The following is a 21905-nucleotide window of genomic DNA, read 5'->3' as shown; positions in this document are numbered from 1 at the left end:
GTTCGAGATGACGGCGTGCCTGCGAGTAATGACACAGTTTAATGAATACTCTCAAATTTATTGTTAATTATCCACCGCTAAAAGGCTTCTTAAACAGAGTTTCAGCAGATTCTTCGTCAGGCTTTTTTTGCTCTTTATTCAACATGGAATCAAAATCTTGCTCGCGAGTCGTTTTAACTTCCGTGGAGCTGAAAAAATAGGTTTTGCCCGCGGCTTTTCGACCCAGGCCCACAAAAACGCCGCCAAAAAGGGTGGTAAATACCATGGCTAAATCTGCAATGAAACGTCTGGTCGAATGGCGAGGCTGGAATTCCTTTTTGGCCGCCTTTTTCATGGCCTCTGCCTGCTCTTTAATTGGCTGATCAGAAAGGCGGGTTTTGAGTGTTTGTACATAAAACCGATCCAGAGAGGCTGTATATTCATCGCCATATTTATTCTTATGATTTTTTAAGACTCTTTGGTCATGAAACTGCTTTAATGTGACTAGATCGGCGGCAATACCAGGCTTTATTGGCGTGGTTGAAGCTTTTACTGCGTTCCATAATTGGTGATCGCTAAGCAGCTGTTGCCTGAAGAGTTGCAATTCAATCTGGTTCCCCGCCAAGTCCGGGTTGGAAAACACCTTTTCCAACACAGGATTTATTTCCCTCACTGTGGTTTCCTCAGATACAACCTTTTTTGCGACCAGTATTTCATAATGTTTTGCTTTCTCCAGGAGCTTCTCATACTCTCCCTGATATAATTCTTTATTGGCATTGTCCATGCCGGCATATTTAATAAGAAGCTGATCAGAGATTTCGAGAAACCGCTGCACACTGACCTCATCCTCTGAAATTTCATCATAGAGCTCTTTAAAGTTCATAAATCTAACGGCTTTATCATAATCCTTTTGATAGAGTGGTTTATGCTCGTCAGGCAAGGCCTGAAAAGCGGCGTCCAGTGCACTGAGATTCGTTAGGGTATTATCTTTATCAAATTCCGATAGTCTGCCTTGATAATCAGCAACTCGAAGTTGAGTTTCGTTCTTGTCTGAAGCCTTTTGATAGCTCGCCTGATGCTTGACTTGTTGTGGTTCCTTTAATTTTTCATAGTGTGTTTTCAACAGTTCAAAGTGTTCGCTTGTGGAATGTTGCTCATACTTTTCGAGTGATAAAATATAGGCAGTTTCCAGTTGCAATTGCTCCAGTGACTTCTCTGCCATTTCCAGACTTTGCTCTTTACTTTTCTTAACATCAGAAGGCAGCATTTCATAATGAGATTTTAACAGTTCCAGTGTGCTCAGGCTGATATTGCTTTGGAATGCTTCCAAAGTCTGTTCATAATCGATTTCCAGTTGATGCAGAGCCAACAGTCTGTCATCTGCTTCCTGAAGAAGTAAAACGGCCTCTTCCTGCAAATTAGTGTCCAGTTTTTTAAGTTGTTCGGCCATCCGCAGTCGTTCTTCCTGTTTTTGAAGATAAGTTTCGGCAACACTGAATTGCTTGTATGTATTAATAAATAGATAAAATTTTGCTAATTCGGCGGTTTTGCCAGCTGGGGAATCCACTCTCTTGGTAAACACATCTTTTGAAAGAGCGGCTTGTACTTTCAAATAGAGTTCATCGTTACTTACAATTCGAGTGAGTAAAGAGCTCACTTTCCTGGCGTTTAATTCCTCAAGACAGATAGTGGCCAGCTGATCATCAGACAAAGCCTTTAACTCATCTTCCTTAAATGGGTAAAAAAACTCGCTGCTGTACCTTTCGCTGTCTGTTTTTTGCGGAACTAACTGCTGGAAGCTCTCCTCCAGTTTCTTATTATGGTGCAAAAACTTGCTAATAGCGTCTTTAAATTCTTTCAGATGCTCTTCGTTAAGGGATGGTGCGTCAGGGGATGATTGTATTTTTTGCAATACGTGCAGGTTATTGACGATAGCCTGGGCCTCAGTAATGGCATTCTGGCATAAAACCCAATATGAGTCGGGATGAGTTTTTACATAGCGCTCAATCGCTCCTTCATAAAGAGCAATACGGTGCGTTATGAATACGCCTAATGGATGGGCTTCGTCAATGTGCAGATAGCTATAGGCCATTCGCCGCAGTAAAGTCGCTTCACGGTATTGAGGAAGATAGGCATGTCCACGCAGAGCTTCCGTCTCAATTTCGGGTGCATAAGGGGTGAATATATTCTGATTAGATTCCTGATTCCCCCAGAGATTAAAAAGCTCACCTTGCTGCGCCCAAAAGTCGATATAGCTATTCAGCTGATTTACTATCGCTGAAATATTAATCTGTCCAAATTCATCTTTATAGGTCCATTTGATGAATTCTTTAACGAGAATCGGGAAAGGTTCTTCCCAGACGGATGGATCGGGCCTCTGGGGAAAATAGATGCTTGTATGCATGCTGTTATCAGGTGCAGTCAGAAACAATTTTCGGGCTTTGTCCTTATAAGTATCCTCTGGTGTTTTTAAAGTTTCCATTTTATCCAGACGGCCGCCCATAATTGCGGCCATTTCCTGTGCCAGCTCCCTTGTACTCTCCTCATCACCCAGGCGAAGCGCATTGAAGCTGTTGAGACTGGTATCCTTCGCCAGGGTGGCAAGCGTTTTCTGTTCTCCGGAATCAGGAAGTTCCTGCTGGAGCGGGGAGTCAATATCTGGTGAATCATTAGAAACTGGCTGACCTGGCTTTTTAGTCTTCAATAAGTCGGCAGGTATTTCATTCAGCGCAGTATGAATAATATCAATGAGAAGCTCCTGTGGCAGTCTGGCATTTAATAGCCGCGCTCTCTCCGCCATTGTCTCGAATAAGCCAGGAATATATCGATAATTTAAGAAATAGGCTTTGGTGATTCCCTTGAGATTAAAAGCCCCTATGGATTCATAGCCATAAATAATGAAGTCGGTATTTTCTTTTTTTCCATAATTACGAAATGCAGCGCCCCAGTCAATTTTTCCATATTGATAGCAGACCTGACCGTCGATGTTTTTTGTCATGCGCACCATATTTCCACTATGCACACTGTAATCGCCCAGCAACATTGAAAGCATGAGGGTGGTTGATAGTCCAAACGTATTACTGGTATTCAGAAGTGACATGTAGTAAGCAGGACCGTTGGTTGCTTCAATTCTGGGGTCACGGTCAGAGCCATCGCGATAGCCGGTGTTAATTATTTTATAGAGGAGTTCAAAGTCAACTTTGGGTTGGATAAGTGCATAACTGCCGTCAGGCATTTGAACAACATCAGCACAAATCAGGGAAGATGCATGCAGTTTGTCAACCAGACCGCGCTTTACAAACTCCTGTAAAATCAAACCTGCAAGTAATTCAGTCAATAACTCTGCCTTATCATCCGGTTGTTTAATAAAATATTCTTCACCGGTTTCCGTGTTTCGATAAAATCCGCCGACTTTGTTTTTGCCGCCTGTTTTATCACCAGTTTTTTCAAGATTCAATTGATTGAAATGCAACATTTTGATTCATTTTTAATTAAATAATGTTAATTTTAGCTGAATTTACCGGTGGATACCTTAAGTAAAACTTAAGCTAGAGGAATTTGGCAATTACTCATACGTAGGTAGAGGTTGAAGCTTTCAGGCGGTAGCCATTGTGGCGGCAGCGAAGATAAGGGTTATACTTAAGGTGGTGGATTAAAGGAAATCAATATGGAAAAAATATTCGCAAGTCTGTTGCTGGTCATTAGCGGTGTTGCAAATGCCGAGCCGCTAGTCCTCATTTCTACTTCCGACCCTAATATTAACCTGCTTCCTTCCCCTTTTCCTGTGTACGTTATTGAGGGACAGGCAGTTATCAATCATCCCTCTCCGGGGGCGACAAAAGTTGATCTGCCCACGGACAATAGTTATACCAAACAACCGGGATGCTACATTGCCTGCTACTCTCATCAACCAGGCGTGTATGCTGTCTCACCCACTATCAGCGTGATGGGACAAATCCGTGTTCCGGGCACTTATGTTGCAAGGCTTTGCCAGCCTGCCGGTTTCGAGCATCAGGATATTAGTAAGGCTGAACAATTCAAACAGCTTTGTACCAGTAAAATTCCATCCTGCAAAGGAAGCTGCTGGGCTGGTGGTGACACGGGCGGCTGGTTCGGTATTCAGGGAACTGATTGATCAGCTGAAGTGTTATTTTTAATAAACTTAAGAAAGCTGATTAATTCATTTAATTCCTGCTGAGATAGTTTTGAAGGAGGAAATGGAAATTTTTTAGGGCTGATGACCGGGCGCAGCGAATGAGGATCACGAATAAAACGGCGTAATTCATCCTCGCTGAAATAATTCAAGGGGTTTGGGTTGTTCAGATCATGAGCCAGTTTGGAACCACCCGATCCGTTTAAGAGATGACAAACATTACATTTGGCCATAAAAACGCGCGCCCCGGCATGCTCTTTTGCATTCATGCCGGCTGGTAAAATCGCTTGCAGGGGATGTTCTGCTACGACTTCCAGACTCTGTATGCCGTACACTGATTCAGAAAAACGCTTTCCCAGCCATACCAGGTAGAAGGGGCCCGCTGAGCGGTCAGAGTTAAGGAGTAAGGGCCAGGGATACTGTGGATCTTCTAAAACCAGAAAGCCTGGAATTTTATTGCTGGCGCAAGGATAGAAATCCTTGATAGTAAAATAAGCGACATAGCCGTCTCGCGCTGTGACTTTAAGATAATTTTCTGGATTTTGAATCAGGCCTTCAAATAATTTGCATAAAGGGATCCCTTTCAATAAAAGAGTTTGATTGGGATAGATGGGCAGAGTCATTGGTCCTATTTCCAGGAGCGCAGGATGCCTGATTAATTCCTTTTGCTCCAGAGAATGAACTTTAGCATTAATAGAAACGTTCAAAGTTTCAGCCATTACCGGATTGATCTGCAAAGCAAGGAAACCGAGTATCAGTGAAAGGCTAACCCCAAACCACCAGGCGCCAGTATTGCTTATGTTCATCTCTCGATAATACCCTTTCTGCCAGAATGAAACCCAATAAACAGTAATACCCAAGCCAGCAATGGTTTGGAATCAAATCGTACTGCAACTTATTGTAAAGCATTAGCAAAGAGGCGGAAAGGGCCAATATCCACGGCATATACACGGCATATTTCAAGCTGCTGTACCAATAAAGCGTGGTCAGAATACCCCCGAATAACAAGCCACCAAGAATATCGTAGAAATTATGATAGCCGTAATGCATCAAGCCGGCTCCGACAGCCGAAAGAATGGCAGCAATCAGTAGTTTAAGCGGCCGGCTAGGGGTATGCCAGGCCAGCCACAGATAAAAGACGGTGGATAACTGCATATGGCCGCTGGGAAACGCATAGCCTTTCCCTAGCCAGGCGACCAAGGGCACTTTAAAAGTTCCTTTTAAGGCCACATTGACTACTATATCAAAGGCAGTGAGACAAGCGGTTTGAAAAAACAAGGGCTTGCTGATGAGAAAAAAACCAGCCAGTGCAATGATTAACAACACATTGAGCTGGCTGAAGGACAGAAAGACATCTGCTAAAGAGTCATGCAGCATGGTCAACCTTACTGGGCTAAATCAAGCGATTTTTTTTTTGCGACACTTGCCGGCGCAGGGGCCTCTGTGCCGTCTGTTTCAGATTGCGTTTTATGATTTTTCAGGACATAGGTGCCAGGCGCATCAATAATTGCTTTGAAAGCCAGTTTAGCCATATCAGGTGCTGCAACCAGCTCTCCTGATTGTTTCTGCAGCCATTTCAGCCACTCTGGCCACCAGGAGCCGGCATGCTCAGTGGCTTGCTGCAGCCATTCCTCTGCTGTTGCTGGCGCTTTGGGGTTCGTGTAATAACTGTACTTCTGACTTTGCGGCGGATTGACGATTCCGGCAATATGGCCTGAGCCTCCAAGAAGGAATTGTTTTTTGCCTTTCATATGCTGGAAACCGGTATAAGTGGTTTGCCAGGGAGCGATATGGTCTTTTTTAGTGGAAACAAAGAAAGTTGGAATATCAATCTGACTGACATCAAGCGGAGTATGGTTCAGTTTGATTTTACCCGGTTTGATTAGATCGTTGTGCAGGTACATCCAGCGCAGATATTGCGAGTGCATTTTAGCTGGCATGTTCGTCGCATCGGCGTTCCAGTATAAAATATCAAAGGGAACCGGATTTTGGCCGCGCAGATAATTTTTGATGAAAAAAGACCAAATCAAGTCATTGGCACGCAATGAATTAAAGGTGCTCGCCATAAACCGGCCGTCCAGAAAACCTTTCAACTTCATCTCTTCCTCGAGACGCTTAATCTGGTGTTCATCAATGAATACCGAGATATCGCCAGGATCGCTAAAATCAATCATCGAGGCTAGAAATGTGGCGCTGCGAACGGGATCTTCCTGATGTGCTTTTAAGTAGGCAAGCATACTGGCCAGCAGGGTACCGCCAATACAAAAGCCCAGGGTGTTGACCTGCTTGACCTGGCATTGCTTTTTCATAATCTCTATAGCCGCCATTGGGCCATCCTGCAGATAATCGAACAAGCCCTTGTCCGCGTAGCTGGCATCCGGATTAATCCAGGAAATGACAAAGACCGTAATGCCCTGGCTCACTAACCAGCCAATAAAGGAGTTGTCTTTACTTAAATCGAGAATATAGTATTTGTTAATCCAGGGTGGAATAATCAACAAAGGAATGGAATAGACGGTTTCAGTCGCAGGTTTGAACTGAATGAGTTCCATCATGTCATTGCGAAAGATGACTTTTCCAGGTGTGGTCGCAATATTTTCACCAATTTTAAAGGCGTTCATATCGGTCATCTGAATGATGAGACGGGAAGAGCCAGCCTCCAGATCGGTTAACAGATTTTGTAAACCGCGTAATAAATTTTTGCCATGACTTTGGATGGTTTCAGCCATTAACTGCGGATTGGTGGCAATGAAATTGGCTGGCGACAAGGCATCGAGGAATTGCCGTGTAAAAAATTGCACTCGACGAGCGAGTTGTTTATCCCCATAATCCATATGCTCCAGGAGGGAGTTCATATGCTCGCTGGCCAGTAAATAATGCTGGCTTAAAAGATTAAAAAAGGGATTGTTAACCCATTCTTCGCCGCTAAAGCGCTTGTCTTCTATAGGCATAGGCTTGCCTTCAAGCCAGGAAGTAAACTGGGATTGAGCAAGGCTCATCGCGTCTTGCCAGTAAGCGAGCTGCATTTGCCAGACTTGCTCAGGATTTTTCAGCAAGCTGACCACTAATGACTGAAAGTCATTGGTCAAATCAATATATTGGTTAATCACCATAGGTAAAGCAGCCGGTTGATTCTTCAACTGACTGATCATACTCAAACTTTTTTCGGCAACTGATTTCATTAAATCGCCAAGTTCTGTGTCCTGAGTCATCCGTACTCCTAAGCCTGTTTAATTAATTTAGAGTAGCAAATAAAGTCTATAATAGCGAGGCGTTATGCAGCCTCGGCCAAAGGAAGATAGGAACAAAAAAAATCGTCTTTGCGAGCATTCGCGAAGCAATCCAGTCTGACATTGCTCAGAGTCATTCTGGATTGCTTCACTCCGTTCGCAAAGACGACGGCGAAGTCAGGCCACAGGGGCAAGCCTTGTGTAGGTTATTGATAGGCAAGGGCGGTTATTTCAGGCTCGGTTGGCTGGACAGTTTGTGCGCCAGGAGCCGCGTTAAGCCCTAATCCTGAAAGCAGACGCGCGACAGAGGGCGAATCTTTTTTCTCAGCCGCTTTGGCACTGCCAATGGTTTGAGTACTATGAATAATGACGTTATTCTCGCTATCGGTCACACTAAGTTCAATTTCATCGCCTGGTTTGCAGATTTGTGGCTTAAGACTATGCAATTGTCCGGACAGATCGATGTACTCTTCAAACGCTTCATTATTTTTGCCGGCCACTTTAACAACAGTGGTGAAAAGACCGCGGGTAGCTGCCCAGGATCTCATAATCTGAGGATCTTTCAGCGCCGCTAAAAAATCCGCGCTGTTAATATTAATGATCTGGCCTTTAAAAGTTTCAACCACATCTTTCATTACCGGAGCCTGTTCGACACCAAAAGACAGGATATAGAATTTGTTACGGGCTTTTAGAGCGGTATTTTCCGGACCAAATTGATTCAGGGCATCACTAACCTTATATTGGGGAGTTTTGGGATGGCCAAATAATCCTGCATAATCTAAGGAGCAGTCTTCACCATCAGTAAATAACAGAACATTATTGCAGCCGGGCTCATTCCTGATTTCATTTAACACCCTGATAGTGGTTTCATATAAGGGTGTGTCGCCTTTGGTCTGCAAGGATGAAATTATTCTTAAAAAATCATTAAGATTGTTGTTACCGTAAGTGCCAAGTTCATGAATACCGTCAGAAAAAGTAGTCAGTTTGATTCTGGCATTCGGTTGAAACTCAAATAATTGCTGGGCCAATTCATTCACACTCTTTTTTAATCCCTCCATGCGTTTACCACTTGCCATACTGCTGCTTATATCAAGCACTATCCGATATAAGGGTGGTACAACGGCACTGGGAACAAAGAAGTAAGGCGTGACCTCCAGGTTGCCATCATCAAGAGGTTTCGTAGCATAGAATACTCGATTGGCTTCAAGGGCTGCGCTATTAAGCAGAAGCATGTCCTGATTGGTGTTTAAGTCGCTGATTGCAATCAATGGCTCGGGTCTGCTTTTGATATATTTTTTAATATCGAAGCGAATTTTTCCGTCATCGCTAATGCTTAAATTGGGATATTTGAGCAATTTGAACATGCCGGCATAAGCAGGTTTAGGCAATTTCATTTCGATAAAGCCGGACTCTTTTGAAAAGCTTGCATTCCATGAAAATTTTCGCAAGGTAGAAAAAAGGCCTTCACAGGCTTCCTTATCTTCTGGATCCGCGGTGGCATTTTCAATTTCTTCGGCAATAATGTCCGCAACTTTGATCGTTTTTAAGGTATTTTTTTCACCAGGACCATTTAATACATTGAGGATTGATTCGCTAAATTCCTGTTTGCGCTGGGGATTGGGGAACTCAAAGCTGAAAACTCCCTCGACACTTTTGATTGTTAAATCGTCGGTTTGAATTCCCATCGGGTTTAAAAATTCCCGCAGAGAATTCTCACGTAACGCGGCATTACTTAAGTTAGGCATAAAGACTCCATGATTGAACTGCAGGGCAATTATACAGAGTGAGCCTTAATGAAATCTTAAGAAATGAGCTTTTCTGGATCCTGAGAATGAGTCGACATTGGATAAAGAAGATAAGCGCACAACAAACCGTCTTTGCGAGCGTCAGCGAAGCAATCTAGTTCAAATTACGTGGATTGCTTCACTTTGTTCGCAAAGACGATAGATAAGGTGAGGGAGCTTATTCCTGATCTTTCCTCAGAATCTCACTGGTGATGATAATTTCTCCCAGTAAGGTACGATGTACCGGACAGCGCTCTGCGATTTCTTCAAGACGCCGAACCTGTTCATCGGTTAAGGGGCCGCTGATTTGCAGTTGTTTAAAAATGTGATCGAGCACTTTGTTTTTATTTTCAAAATCCTCGCAATCGCGAATATGTTCTTTTTTATGGTTTAAGCGAACACTGACATGCTGCAGAGGGATTTGCTTATGATCTGCATAAAGGCGTAAGGTCATACTGGTGCAGGCGCCAAGAGCCATTAGTAAATAATCATAGGGCCCGGGGCCTGTATTTTTTCCGCCGGACTCAATGGGTTCGTCGGCAATCAACTGCTGTCCCTGCCAATCAATAATCTGCTGAAATTTGCTTTGATGGCTTTCACTGACGATGACCTGATTCTGGCTGTCAAGCGATCGAGGTTCATTCTCAATGTTCACCCAACGCATACTCCACCCGGCTATCATGCGGGCTAGAAAATCGGCATCCTTTTGCTGGGTAACCAGATGATCGGCATCACCCAGTGACAAGAAGCTCTTGGGATGTTTTGCCGCTTTAAAAATCTGCTCGGCATGTTCTATAGATACGGTGGTGTCGACAGGGGAATGACAGACTAAAAGAGCCGCCTTGTTCTTTGCCAGACGCTCCACACAATGATATTGAGCCAAATCATTCAGAAACTGCCTGGTTAGCGTGAGCTTGCGCCCACCCAAAAGGACATCTGCCTGTCCATTCTTTTCGATTTCACTGATTTTGTCATTAAAATTATGCACCACATGTGCTGCATAAGCCGGAGCACCGATAGTTATAACCACCTTGATATCTGGTAATTGATTAAGCGCTGCAAGAACTGCCGCTCCGCCAAGACTATGTCCAATTAATATCTGGGGAGTATTAAACTCCTGGCTAAGAAAGTGAAAGGCGGCAATCAAATCATCAAGGTTGCTGGTGAAATTGGATTCACTGAAATTGCCTTCGCTTTGCCCAAGACCGGCAAAGTCAAAACGCAGCACATTAATTCCCTGTTGTGCCAGTGCCTTACTCACTCTCACGGCAGCCAGGGAGCTTTTGGTACAGGTAAAGCAATGCGCGTAAATCGCATAGGTTTTACTGGCTATGAGAGGCTGCTCAAGGATGCCTTTCAGGCGTATTCCATTTGTATTGATAAATGAAACAGGCTTGCTTGCTGTGACCAGATTCATCATATTCTCCTTGCCTCTAAGACAGGCTTCAGACTATTTGCGTACGCGCCATAGCGAATCCACAAAATAGTTTTTTGAATCCATATAATTTTTCACGATTTCAAAACCACTGTTCTCTGCAAAAACCGCCAGTTGATCAATCAGATATTTGTAGGAATATTCAACATGGATAGGCTCATATTCATAAAAGCTAAAAGAGCGGTTCAAGGCATCAATAACGATGGATTGTTTTTTACGGCTGAGCAGGTAACTTTCCATTGCTCCCGAATAGACGTTATAAGTGGCATAATGTTGAAACTGCTCTGGATCAAAGTGGGCGCCCAGTTCACGATTCATGCGATTTAGCAGATTCAGATTGAAATTGCGGGTGATCAGATCACTGTCGTTATACGCCTTGTTTAAAATGTTGATATCTTTTCTAAGGTCAAAGCCAATAAGCAGATAGTCATCATTTTGCAGATCGCTGGCAATATTCTTCAGAAAAACCTGGGTATCTTCCTGATTAAAGTTACCAATACTGGATCCTAGAAAAAGAACTACATTTCGTCGTTTAGAGCGTTGGCTTAGCCAGTGCAGGCCACTGAAATAATCGGAATTTAAAGCGATAAGCTTAAGCTTTGGCAAGTCATGATTAAATTGCTTAACAATCTGATTAAGATAGCGTCTTGAAATATCGATAGTAAAATAAGTGAAATCAAGGGACCTCTGCAGAAACTCATCAATAAATATTCTGGATTTGATTCCTTCACCTGGGCCAAGCTCAATCAGATTAAAACTGCTTTCTCCAAAAATGTCGGCGAATTCCCGCTTGTTGTCTTCGAGAATTTCGAGTTCACATTTGGTCAGGTAGTAATCAGGATGCCTCGTTATCTGATTAAATAACTCACTGCCTTTCTCATCATAGAAATATTTTGAAGAAATGTATTTCTTTTTACTGGAAAGCCCTTTTTCAACATCACGCATAAATTCCTGGCGATCATTCTGCGGGTATTTTCGATCACTTATCGTTTTAATCTGTAAATTTGCATTCATTTTTTATCCTTTTTATTAGTTTGAATCGACAAATTTTCTTCATCCCGGGCCAGACGAATACCGCTGAATGCCCAGCGTTTATCTGGTTGAAAAAAATTTCGATAAGTAATGCGGATATGTGCCGCAGGCGTTGCACAACTTCCCCCGCGCAAGACTCGTTGGTTATTCATAAATTTGCCATTATATTCACCCAGGGAACCTTCAAGTGATTTATATCCCGGATAAGCGGTATAACAGCTGGCAGTCCATTCCCAGAGATCACCAAAAAGCTGATGGACGTTACCCTTATTTGGCTGTGAGCAGGGCAGTGGGTGAAAAACTCCTTTGTCCATAAAATTTTCGCTTCCTGTTCCCAGTGGATAATGACATGCAAAATGTTCCCATTCTTCCTCAGTGGGCAATCGACAACCTCTCCATCTCGCATAAGCCTCTGCTTCGTAAAAGCTGATATGCGCCACTGGCTCTTCGGGGACCAGCTCGTTTAGACCGGACAATCCAAAAATGAACCACTGATTATCTATTTCATGCCAGTAAAGAGGCGAACGAATTTGCTGCTGCTGAAGCCAATCCCAACCATCAGACAACCACCATTGGGGTTCCTGATAGGCATTGGCCTCAATGAATTCCAGATATTCTCCATTGGTAACCAGTCGATTAGCGAGTGCGTAGGGTGTTAATATCTTACGGTGCCGCGGCAGCTCGTTATCAAAACAAAATTTGCCGCCTTCGTGGCCAATTTCTGCGATAGTGCCGGCTACTTCAATAAATTTTAAAGAAAGCGGTTCAGTTGCTTTTACCAAGGCTCGTTGCGGCTTATAGACAGGGAATAATGGATTCACGGAAAAATTATATTTAATGTCCATGAGCAATAATTCCTGATGCTGCTGCTCATGATGCAAACCCAGCGTAATCAATGCGGTAACGCGTTCCAGTTGCTCCTCAGGCAGGCGGTCAATCATTTCGAGAATTCGATGATCAATAGCCCTGCGGTATCCAAAAATTTCATTCACTGTAGGACGGGAGAGCAAGCCTCGTTTTGGTCGGGGAAAAGGATGGCCAACCCCTTGATAGTAAGAATTAAATAAAAACTCAAAATCATTATGAAACAGAGTGTAATCCGGGACAAAGGATTTAAGAATAAACGTTTCAAAAAACCAGGAGGTATGTGCCAAATGCCATTTGGGCGGGCTGACATCTTCAATTGCCTGAATCACATAGTCTTCAGTAACCAGGGGTTCGCAAATAATTTCTGTCTGATAGCGAATAGTCTGATAACTATTTTTAAGCTGTGCCCGATCCATTTTCTAATCCTTCTAGGGAGGATATCACTCATTAATCGATAATGCTTACGCCTTTCCAGAAAGCGATATAATTCTTTATCCTGTTGGCTGCCTCTTTCGGCTCCGGATAATACCAGGCCGCTGCCGGGTTTGTTTTGCCATCTACCGTAACATCATAGTAATGAGCAATTCCCTTCCAGGGACATGTTGAAGTATGGGAACTGCCTGTTAGAAATTCCTGATGTACTGAATCTAAAGGAAAGTAAAAATTTCCTTCCACACGCTCACACTGATTACTTTCAGCAATTATTGTGCCATTCCATATTGCCTTGGTCATTTTCTTACCCTCTCTGGCAGTTGCAGGCGCTTGCAGCCTGCCAGGAAGCTGGCTATCAGAAAATGGCTGCTTGTTTTTCAAGTATAGTCGTGTTTCGTACCGACTGTGGGAAAACTTCTTAAGCCTTGAGTATTTGATAAAATTTTCTCTGGCTAATTCACCTAAAACCTTCTCTTGATGAGAGATATTAAGGTACAATTTTTCAATAATCGATTGCTCCTTATCCCATGCAGCTTAAACAATTAAAACTGGCAGGTTTCAAATCTTTCGTAGATCCAACCGTTATCCCATTCCCAAGTCAGCTTGTCGCTGTTGTCGGGCCTAATGGCTGCGGAAAATCCAATGTCATCGATGCGGTGCGTTGGGTAATGGGTGAAAGCGCTGCAAAAAACCTGCGCGGTGAATCGATGACCGATGTCATATTCAATGGCTCATCAACCCGAAAAGCAGTGGGCCAGGCCTCGGTTGAACTGGTATTTGATAACAGCATGGGCCGTTTAACGGGTCAATACGCCAGTTATCAGGAAATTTCAGTCAAGCGCCTAATCACCCGCGACGGCGATTCCTCCTATTTTTTAAACGGAACCCGCTGTCGCCGCCGCGATATTACCGATATTTTTTTGGGAACCGGTGCCGGCGCCCGCGGTTACTCAATCATTGGCCAGGGAACTATTTCCAAAATTATTGAAGCCAGACCCGAGGAGTTACGCGCCTTTCTGGAAGAGGCCGCAGGGATTTCCAAATACAAGGAAAGACGGCGGGAAACTGTGCTAAGAATCGGTCATACCCGCGAAAATCTCTTACGCGTCGCTGATGTCCGTGAAGAGCTGGGCAAGCAATTGCAGCGCCTCGAACGCCAGGCTAAAACCGCCGCGCGTTATCAGGAGTTAGTGGAGCAGGAAAAGCGATGCAAAGCCGAAATCCTGGCTTTAAAATGGGATGCCTTAATCAAAGAACAGGAACAAACCCGTAAAAATCTCGCCCAGTTGCTCATTAGCCATGAACAACATCAAACGCAATCCACGACTGCCTATCGGGTATGTACGGAAATGCGTGAGAGTCTGTATCAGAAGAACCAGCAGTTTCAGTTACTGCAGGAGCAATTTTATCAGCTGGCTACTGAAATAGCCCGCCTGGAAGAAAGTCGTGAACAGCAGCATCGCGAAAAACAACGTCTGCAGAGCGATCAACAGCAATTACAGAATGACTGGCAGACGGTTTGCGAGCAATTGCAACTGGATGCTGAAACCCTTGCATCCAGTGAGCTTAATCAGAAGGAACTGGACGTCAGACTGGATAGCTTGCGCGATGAGCTGGATGAGTGTACCCAGGCTTATCAATCGCTGCAGGAAGAATTTGCCGCCTGGCAGAATACCGCCGGTGAAGTAAGCACCCATTTAAACAAACTTACACGTGACAGCCAGCTTGAGCAACTACGCCTGCAGCATATTCAGCAGCGAACGCAGGAATGTCAAATCAGGCTGGAAAAAATTACTATTGAGAAGCAGCAGCTCCCCCCCATAGACGGGTTCGATGAGCAGTTCAATGGGTTGCAGGATGCCTTGTCTGAAACAGCAGAACAATCTGAAAAGGCTGAAACACAGAGCCAGCTTCTTATGGCCGATATCCAGGCATTGAAGCGCCTGGCGAATGAAACTGAAAGCAGTCTTCGTCAGCAACAAAGCCGCTCAAATCAGTTAAATGTAGAGCAGGCCAGTCTAAGTGCTGCCCTGCACAATCGCGTTAACCAGCAGCATACAATCCCACAACCCTGGTCAGCCAGGCCCCGTCTTATTGAAAAAATGCAGGTGGAAAAAGGCTGGGAATATGCGATTGAGTTAATCCTGGGACTGGGTATGCATGCAGTCGTTGTGGACGATATCAGCGAATTAATGCCGGCGCTCAGCGAACAGCAGATTACCGGGGGAACCTTCACCACCGCGGCGCAAACTGCACAGGTTAAACAGGACATTCCCTGCCTTGCCGATAAAATTCAGGGGCTGATTCCTGAGTACTCGGTTAATCTTAGTCGAATTTATGCCGCCGAAGATTTGGAGCAGGCGCGTGCATGGCTGCCGAGACTCAAGCCTGAAGAGTCTGTGATTACTCCGCAAGGAATCTGGATGGCGCAAGCCTGGCTACAGGTCATTTTGCCGCAAGAGCAATCCGGTGAGAGCTTGCTGGTCAAGCAGCAGCAATTAAATCACTGCCGTGAAAAACTGGCCGAATGCGAAGCGGTATTGGAGGTGCTTCAGGGGCAATTAGAGGAGGTTCGCGAACAAATTCAGAATAAAGAGTTCGAGCTTGAGAACTGGCAGGATAATCGTCGACAGAGGCAGGATCAGCAAAGACAGCTGAAAGCGGAAATAGACGCACTGGAACGACAGATTGCGCATCAGAAACAAATGCACCACCGTTTTGATGATGAGACGCATGAGCTGTATCAGCAACTCGAAGAGCTAAATCTGGAAAAAGAAGACGTTCAAATCAAACTCAGCCTCACCCAACAGGAATTGCAGCGTTATGAGCAGGAGCAGACTCGTTTTAATGCTGAAAAGCAGATCTGGGATGAGCATAGCAAGGCGCGCCGTCAGTCCCTGGACGACTGCCGCAGCCGCATCCATCAGATAGAATTGCAGCGAGAGAGAGAAGCACTGATTAATAAGCAGCTGAGTGCCAACATTCAGCGAGAGGAAGTCAGGCAGCAGACTATTGGGGAACGTCTGGAAAAAATCGCACAGCGTTTATTTGAGCTTGAAACACCGGATAGCAGCAGGACCAATTCACTGGATGACAAACTGGCTCAGCATCAGGAGCTGGAGGATGTGCTTTGCCAGTACAGGGAGGCAATTGACAGTTTAAACCAGAGTTTGTCTCATCAGGAATCACTTTACAAAGCAGAGGAATCTGCCGCCAAAACCCTGCAGGATAAAACGCAGCAGGAACAATTACAGCTGCAGACCCTGACTGTTCGGATTGATACTGTTCTGGAAAATCTTAATGAATTGAATGTAAATCCTAAGGACATTCTAAATGAAATTCCCGAGGAAAGTACTTGGGCATTATGCGAACAGCAGTTACAGGAAATTGTTGACAAAATTGGCCGGCTTGGTGCAATCAATCTTGCCGCTATCGAAGAATACGAAACCGAAGCTCAGCGTAAATTGTATCTTGACGAACAGCACAACGATTTAACAGAGGCGCTGTCGACGCTTGAGGCGGCTATCGAAAAAATGGATAAAGAAACGCGGCAGCGTTTACAAATTACCTTTGATGAGGTGAATTCGCGTTTTCAAAGTCTTTTCCCGCGCCTTTTTGGTGGAGGGCGAGCCTTTCTTGAATTAACCTGTGATAATCTTCTGGAAGCGGGAATCATGGTAATGGCTCAGCCCCCGGGCAAGCGCAATAGTACGATTCATCTGCTGTCAGGCGGTGAAAAGGCTATGACAGCTGTTGCTCTGGTATTTGCCATATTTCAATTAAATCCTTCACCATTTTGTATGTTGGACGAAGTGGATGCGCCGCTTGATGATGTGAATGTCGGAAGATTTTGTGCTTTGGTTAAAGAAATGTCACAATTCGTGCAATTCCTGTTTATTACTCACAATAAGATCGCAATGGAGTTGGCGGATCACTTAATTGGTGTCACTATGAGGGAACCCGGTGTATCGCGAGTGGTCACTGTCGATGTTGAGCAAGCTTTAGTAATGACCGAATCATAATTTATAAAAATCAAATGTCTGGGAAGGTGAGTTAAAACCTTGAAGACGAATTAATAGGAGTCAAACATGCAGGCAAACTGGAGTCTGATTCTCAATGTGGTATTACTCATTGGGGTGGTAATCGCAATCGGGCGATTAATGAAAGCCAGGCGGCAAAGTTTCAGTACGGCGGTGAATCAGCAGGCGAAACCCACGCTGGGAACTGCTGCGGAGAACCGTTCATTTGATGACATTATCGCTGTACGCAAATTGACTCAGGACAATACCCCTTCTTCTGAAGTGAAAGAGGAGCCTGAAATCAGAAAGCATCCGGTTCGCGAAGTCAAAGCACCCGTGGTAAGAGCGGTCGTAGAAGAGAAAAAACAACCGAGGGTTAAACCTGGAAAAATGATCATGTTATTTTTACAGGCTAAGGAAAATCGCCAGCTGGCTGGCTATGAGCTGTTACAGACGGTGCTGGCTGCGGGTTTGCGTTTTGGAGAAGGTCAGCTATTTCACCGCCATCAGCAAGCCAATGGTCAGGGAGCTGTTCTTTGCAGTCTGGCTGCGGCAACCGCAACAGGGGTATTTGATTTGCAGAATATCGGTGCGTTCAGCGTAAAAGGCCTGTGCCTCTTTATGCAGACTTCCGGCGAACCAGAGGTGGATGCTGAACGAATCAGAACCATGTTTGAAACTGCGAGAGTATTAAGTGAGGGCCTGGATGCGCGTTTACTGGATGATCAGCAGCGAGTTTTAAACGAAGAAGGTATGGCAAGGTATTATCAGATGCTTAATATTCCGGAAGAGGAAAGAGATTTGATTGAACTTGCCCACTAGCTTTTGAACTGAGCAGAATTAAAAAACCAAATGAAGCAATTCCGGAAGGACGAGAGTTCATGAAATTAGAAGAAATTACAAAGATACTGGGATGCCCTGAATTCGCAGGTGAAATTCAGCGGATTGTGATTGATAGCCGACAGGTAAAAAAGGGCGATTTATTTGTCGCGTTACAGGGTGAACGCCTTAATGGTTATGAATTTATTCTGGACGCCCAGGCGAATGGCGCGGCGGCTGTTATTTGTGAGCAAAAGCATCCAGAGGCGAATATACCCCAGATTCTGGTGGACAATTCTCTAACGGCAATGACTGAGCTGGCCAAGGCCCACCGCCAGAGTATTGATTGTCCGGTGATTGCCCTGACAGGAAGCAATGGTAAAACAACTGTCAAGGAAATGATTGCATCGATTTTACCCAAGCCCTCCCATGCAACCTTTGGCAATCTGAATAACCATATTGGCGCACCGCTCAGTGTCCTGCAGTTAAGCAAAGCGCATCGCTACGCAGTATTTGAACTGGGAGCGAATCATCCGGGAGAGATTGCTCATACGGTTGCCATAGTCAAACCGCAAATTGCTTTGATTAATAACATTGCTCCGGCACATATCGAAGGCTTTGGCTCTATTGATGGAGTAGCCCGTGCCAAGGGAGAAATTTACGAGGGCTTGTCCGAAAATGGCACTGCTGTTGTTAATCAGGATGATCATTATGCCCATTTCTGGGATGGACTATTTACCGACAGAAAAGTCCTGCGTTTTGGATTGCACACTGGCGATGTTCATGCCCGGGACATTACTTATGATGATAAAGGATGTGCCTCATTTACCCTGATATTACCTAATGGAAGTGAGAAAATTCATCTTCAGGTTCCTGGAGAGCATTCTATTCGTAATGCGCTGGCAGCCTCAAGTTGTACTCATGCTGCCGGTATTAGTTCTGGAGATATTGCCAATGGTCTCAATACCTTTTCGGGTGTAAAAGGCAGGATGACTTATTTGGCCGGTAAAAATAATTCCATTGTTATTGATGATACCTATAATGCTAATCTTCGCTCAGTATTAACGGCTGTTGATGTGCTGTCGAAGCGGCAGGGCAAGCGTATTTTAGTTTTGGGTGATATGGGTGAACTGGGTGCCTGGACGCAAAAACATCATGAAGAAATTGGTCAGGCCGCTCTGTCTCACGGCATCGATTTACTCCTGACCTGTGGCCGGCAAAGCGAATTCACCAGCAAGGCATTTGGTCAGGCCGCCAGACATTACACCAGTCAGGACGCACTGGCCCAGGATTTACTGCCGCAATTGGACAGTAGCACGACAGTATTGGTAAAGGGCTCTCGATCGGCTGCGATGGAAAATATTGTTCACCAGTTAGTGGCTTGAGGTGATGGACTCCGCATTGCTGGCACTGTCATTGAATTAAGGAAGTTTTGTTCGTGCGCGGCGGTGCACAAAAAAACGTCTTTGCGAGCGTTAGCGAAGCAATCCAGCTCCTAGCCTTGTTCAAGTTTCGATCTGGATTGCTTCACTTCGTTCGCAAAGACTACAGGCCAATGCGCCCTGCCATCTTTAGCAATACGCTTGTCTCAGGGTGGGCTACAAATTGAAGCCTGGTTTGTGGTATTCTTGCCCGGTTTTGCGTTTGTATTTTGCTGAAAAAAAACAACTGGCAGAAAAAGTATTTAAATATTAATTATTTTTGAGGAATTCCCAACATGCTTTACTGGTTAACGCAGCTTATACAGGGACAGTATCATGCGTTCAGAGTGTTTCAATATTTGACCTTTCGCTCAATTCTTGCGGCACTCACGGCTCTTTTAGTAAGCCTGTTTTGCGGTCCATTAATGATTCGTTGGCTTCGCAATTTGCAGATGGGGCAAGTGGTGCGTAATGACGGTCCGCAAACTCATTTGTCAAAGGCAGGAACGCCCACTATGGGGGGCGTACTGATTCTTGTGGGGATTACTGCCAGCAGCTTATTGTGGGGCGATTTACATCAACCCGCCTTGTGGCTGGTTCTGCTGGTAACACTGGGCTTTGGTGCGGTAGGCTGGATTGACGATTATCGTAAAGTCGTTCGTAAAAACAGCAGGGGTTTGCCAGGGCGTTGGAAATATTTCTGGCAATCGGTAATCGCAATCCTGGCCGTACTTTATTTATACCTCAATGCTAACTTGCCGGTGCATACCCAGCTCACTATCCCTTTCTTCAAAAATCTGATAGTCAATCTGGGACCGCTATTCCCGATACTGGCTTATTTTGTTATCGTTGGTAGCAGTAATGCGGTGAATCTGACCGATGGACTGGATGGTCTGGCCATAGTGCCTATTATAATGGTTGCTGGAGCGCTTGGTGTATTTGCCTATGCCAGCAGCAATGCGGTGTATGCTCATTATCTGTCTATCCCCTTTGTACCTGACACTGGCGAGCTGACTATCTTCTGCTCAGCGGTTTTGGGCGCAGGGCTTGGCTTTCTCTGGTACAACACCTATCCGGCTCAGGTGTTTATGGGCGATGTCGGCTCATTGGCATTGGGCGCTGCCTTGGGAACGGTTGCAGTAGTGGTTAGACAAGAGCTGGTTCTCCTGATCATGGGCGGCTTGTTTGTATTGGAAACTATGTCGGTAATTTTACAGGTGGGTTATTTTAAATATACCGGTGGCAAACGCTTGTTCCGTATGGCGCCTCTGCATCATCATTTTGAGTTAAAAGGCTGGTCGGAACCTAAGGTTATCGTGCGTTTCTGGATTATGACAATAATCTTCGTTCTTTGTGGTTTGGCTACATTAAAGTTACGATAGGAAAATTATGAATCAATCATTGTATCTGGTTGCCGGTCTTGGAAAAACAGGGCGCTCAATAGCAGGCTATCTACATCGTCGTAATTTACCTTTTGTGGTATTTGATACCCGCGCAGAACCTGCTGGTTTAAGCGAATTCAGAACTGATTTTCCGGGAGTTGATATTTTCCTGGGGCAGTTTCCAGATGAAATATATGACCAGTTAAAAGAAATCATTGCCAGCCCTGGCATTTCTCTGGATGAGCCTTTTCTGCAAAAAGCGATTGAAAAAAAAATTCCGGTAATTGGTGATATCGAATGTCTGGCGCGAGAAATCCAGGCTCCGGTTGTCGCAATTACCGGCACTAACGGCAAGTCCACTGTAACCACCCTGGTTGGCGAGATGGCCAAAAAAGCTGGTTTGTCTGTGGCTGTTGCAGGCAACATCGGCCTGCCTGTACTGGATTTACTGGATGATAAACAACACTATGATCTTTGGATTCTGGAACTCTCAAGCTTCCAGCTTGATTTAATCTACAGCTTGTCTCCGGTTGCGGCCACCATATTAAACATCACCCCCGATCATTTGGACAGACACCACAGCATCGAAGCTTATCGGTTTTCCAAGCAGCGAATTTATCGGAATGCCGGGCTCTGTGTGTATAATCGCGATGACTGGCAAACCACCCCGATTGAGCAAGAGGCAGCTCATAAGGCAATCAGCTTTGGCTTTAGTCAGCCCACAGCCGGACAATGGGGAATTATTCGCCAGGCAGATATGAACAGTCTGGCCTTTGAAGAAAATTGCATCATTTCAGTCAATGATATCCTGATCAAGGGCAAGCATAATTGGCAAAATTCACTCGCTGCCTGTGCTTTAGCAACCGCCGCAGGAATCGATACACAAAGTATTCGTGATGTGTTAACCCAATTTGCTGGACTTCCTCATCGTTGTCAGTGGGTGAGAGCGCTGGATGGGGTCGACTGGATTAATGACTCGAAAGGAACCAACATTGGAGCAGCCATATCAGCAATATCAGGAATCGGCGGTGCCATGCAGGGGCGAATTGTTCTGATAGCCGGTGGTTTGGGGAAAGGAGCTGATTTTAATGAATTGCGTACTCCTGTGAGCGAATACGTGCGCTCGGTTGTATTAATTGGAAAAGATGCTGACCAGATTGAAGCCGCGCTGACTGGAGTCGTTCCGGTGTTAAGAGCATCAAATCTTGATAATGCCGTAGCACTTGCCAGAGATGAAGCAAAACCGGGGGATGTGGTGCTGCTTTCTCCTGCCTGTGCGAGTATGGATATGTTTAAAGATTTTAATCATAGGGGTGAGGTGTTCAGCGAAGCAGTCAGAAGGTTATAACGAT

15 protein-coding genes are annotated in these 21905 nt (G+C 44.9%); 6 read left to right on the top strand and 9 right to left on the bottom strand.

Annotation, left to right across the window (positions count from 1 at the left end; genetic code table 11):
- Nucleotides 1-67 precede the first annotated feature (67 nt).
- The gene (locus E1O89_RS08400; protein WP_133139780.1) at nt 68-3454 is read right to left on the bottom strand and encodes a LepB GTPase-activating domain-containing protein; all 3387 of its coding nucleotides are present in this window, start codon (nt 3452-3454) and stop codon (nt 68-70) included.
- A gap of 192 nt (nt 3455-3646) precedes the next feature.
- On the opposite strand from E1O89_RS08400, the gene E1O89_RS08395 reads away from it, so the two are divergent.
- Nucleotides 3647-4114, top strand: a complete 468-nt coding sequence (locus E1O89_RS08395; protein ID WP_133139779.1) for a hypothetical protein — start codon at nt 3647-3649, stop codon at nt 4112-4114.
- Here the strand turns inward: E1O89_RS08395 and E1O89_RS08390 are convergent.
- The 8 genes from E1O89_RS08390 to E1O89_RS08355 form a co-directional block, all read right to left on the bottom strand.
- The gene (locus tag E1O89_RS08390; protein ID WP_133139778.1) at nt 4099-4938 is read right to left on the bottom strand and encodes a c-type cytochrome; all 840 of its coding nucleotides are present in this window, start codon (nt 4936-4938) and stop codon (nt 4099-4101) included. The genes E1O89_RS08395 and E1O89_RS08390 overlap by 16 nt on opposite strands.
- Nucleotides 4898-5509 (bottom strand): phosphatase PAP2 family protein, encoded by a 612-nt coding sequence (locus E1O89_RS08385; protein WP_133139777.1) that lies wholly within the window; start codon nt 5507-5509, stop codon nt 4898-4900. Before E1O89_RS08385 ends, E1O89_RS08390 begins: the two co-directional genes overlap by 41 nt.
- Before the next feature lie 8 nt (nt 5510-5517).
- Nucleotides 5518-7344, bottom strand: coding sequence for a PHA/PHB synthase family protein (locus E1O89_RS08380; protein ID WP_133139776.1), 1827 nt, complete (start codon nt 7342-7344; stop codon nt 5518-5520).
- Between the two features lie 224 nt (nt 7345-7568).
- Nucleotides 7569-9107: a vWA domain-containing protein gene (locus E1O89_RS08375; RefSeq protein WP_133139775.1), complete on the bottom strand. Its 1539-nt coding sequence runs from the start codon at nt 9105-9107 to the stop codon at nt 7569-7571.
- Between the two features lie 217 nt (nt 9108-9324).
- Nucleotides 9325-10566: a bifunctional alpha/beta hydrolase/OsmC family protein gene (locus tag E1O89_RS08370; RefSeq protein WP_222845432.1), complete on the bottom strand. Its 1242-nt coding sequence runs from the start codon at nt 10564-10566 to the stop codon at nt 9325-9327.
- 30 nt (nt 10567-10596) lie between these two features.
- Nucleotides 10597-11595 (bottom strand): L-histidine N(alpha)-methyltransferase, encoded by a 999-nt coding sequence (gene egtD / locus E1O89_RS08365; RefSeq protein ID WP_133139774.1) that lies wholly within the window; start codon nt 11593-11595, stop codon nt 10597-10599.
- Complete coding sequence (gene egtB / locus E1O89_RS08360) at nt 11592-12896, bottom strand: ergothioneine biosynthesis protein EgtB (protein WP_133139773.1); 1305 nt, start codon at nt 12894-12896, stop codon at nt 11592-11594. Before egtB ends, egtD begins: the two co-directional genes overlap by 4 nt.
- A 31-nt stretch (nt 12897-12927) precedes the next feature.
- On the bottom strand, nt 12928-13293 hold the full coding sequence (locus E1O89_RS08355) for a DUF427 domain-containing protein (RefSeq protein ID WP_222845431.1): 366 nt from the start codon (nt 13291-13293) through the stop codon (nt 12928-12930).
- Between the two features lie 146 nt (nt 13294-13439).
- Between E1O89_RS08355 and smc the strand changes: the two genes are divergently transcribed.
- From smc to murD, 5 genes are all read left to right on the top strand, one after another.
- Entirely contained in the window at nt 13440-16934 is a 3495-nt protein-coding gene (smc, locus tag E1O89_RS08350) for a chromosome segregation protein SMC (RefSeq protein WP_133139772.1), read from the top strand.
- Nucleotides 16935-17000: 66 nt separating this feature from the next.
- On the top strand, nt 17001-17753 hold the full coding sequence (locus tag E1O89_RS08345) for a cell division protein ZipA C-terminal FtsZ-binding domain-containing protein (RefSeq protein ID WP_133139771.1): 753 nt from the start codon (nt 17001-17003) through the stop codon (nt 17751-17753).
- 59 nt (nt 17754-17812) lie between these two features.
- Nucleotides 17813-19135, top strand: coding sequence for a UDP-N-acetylmuramoyl-tripeptide--D-alanyl-D-alanine ligase (gene murF / locus E1O89_RS08340; protein ID WP_133139770.1), 1323 nt, complete (start codon nt 17813-17815; stop codon nt 19133-19135).
- A gap of 332 nt (nt 19136-19467) precedes the next feature.
- Nucleotides 19468-20553, top strand: coding sequence for a phospho-N-acetylmuramoyl-pentapeptide-transferase (gene mraY, locus E1O89_RS08335; protein ID WP_058506299.1), 1086 nt, complete (start codon nt 19468-19470; stop codon nt 20551-20553).
- 7 nt (nt 20554-20560) lie between these two features.
- Nucleotides 20561-21901 carry a UDP-N-acetylmuramoyl-L-alanine--D-glutamate ligase gene (gene murD, locus E1O89_RS08330; RefSeq protein WP_133139769.1) on the top strand — a complete coding sequence of 447 codons (1341 nt, stop codon included), beginning with the start codon at nt 20561-20563 and terminating at the stop codon, nt 21899-21901.
- Nucleotides 21902-21905: the final 4 nt, after the last annotated feature.

Origin of the sequence: Legionella genomosp. 1, assembly GCF_900640215.1 — a bacterium.
GTDB lineage: Bacteria > Pseudomonadota > Gammaproteobacteria > Legionellales > Legionellaceae > Legionella_C > Legionella_C quinlivanii_A.
Note: the sequence above shows the minus strand (reverse complement) of the source record. Positions and strands in the feature narration are given on the sequence as shown.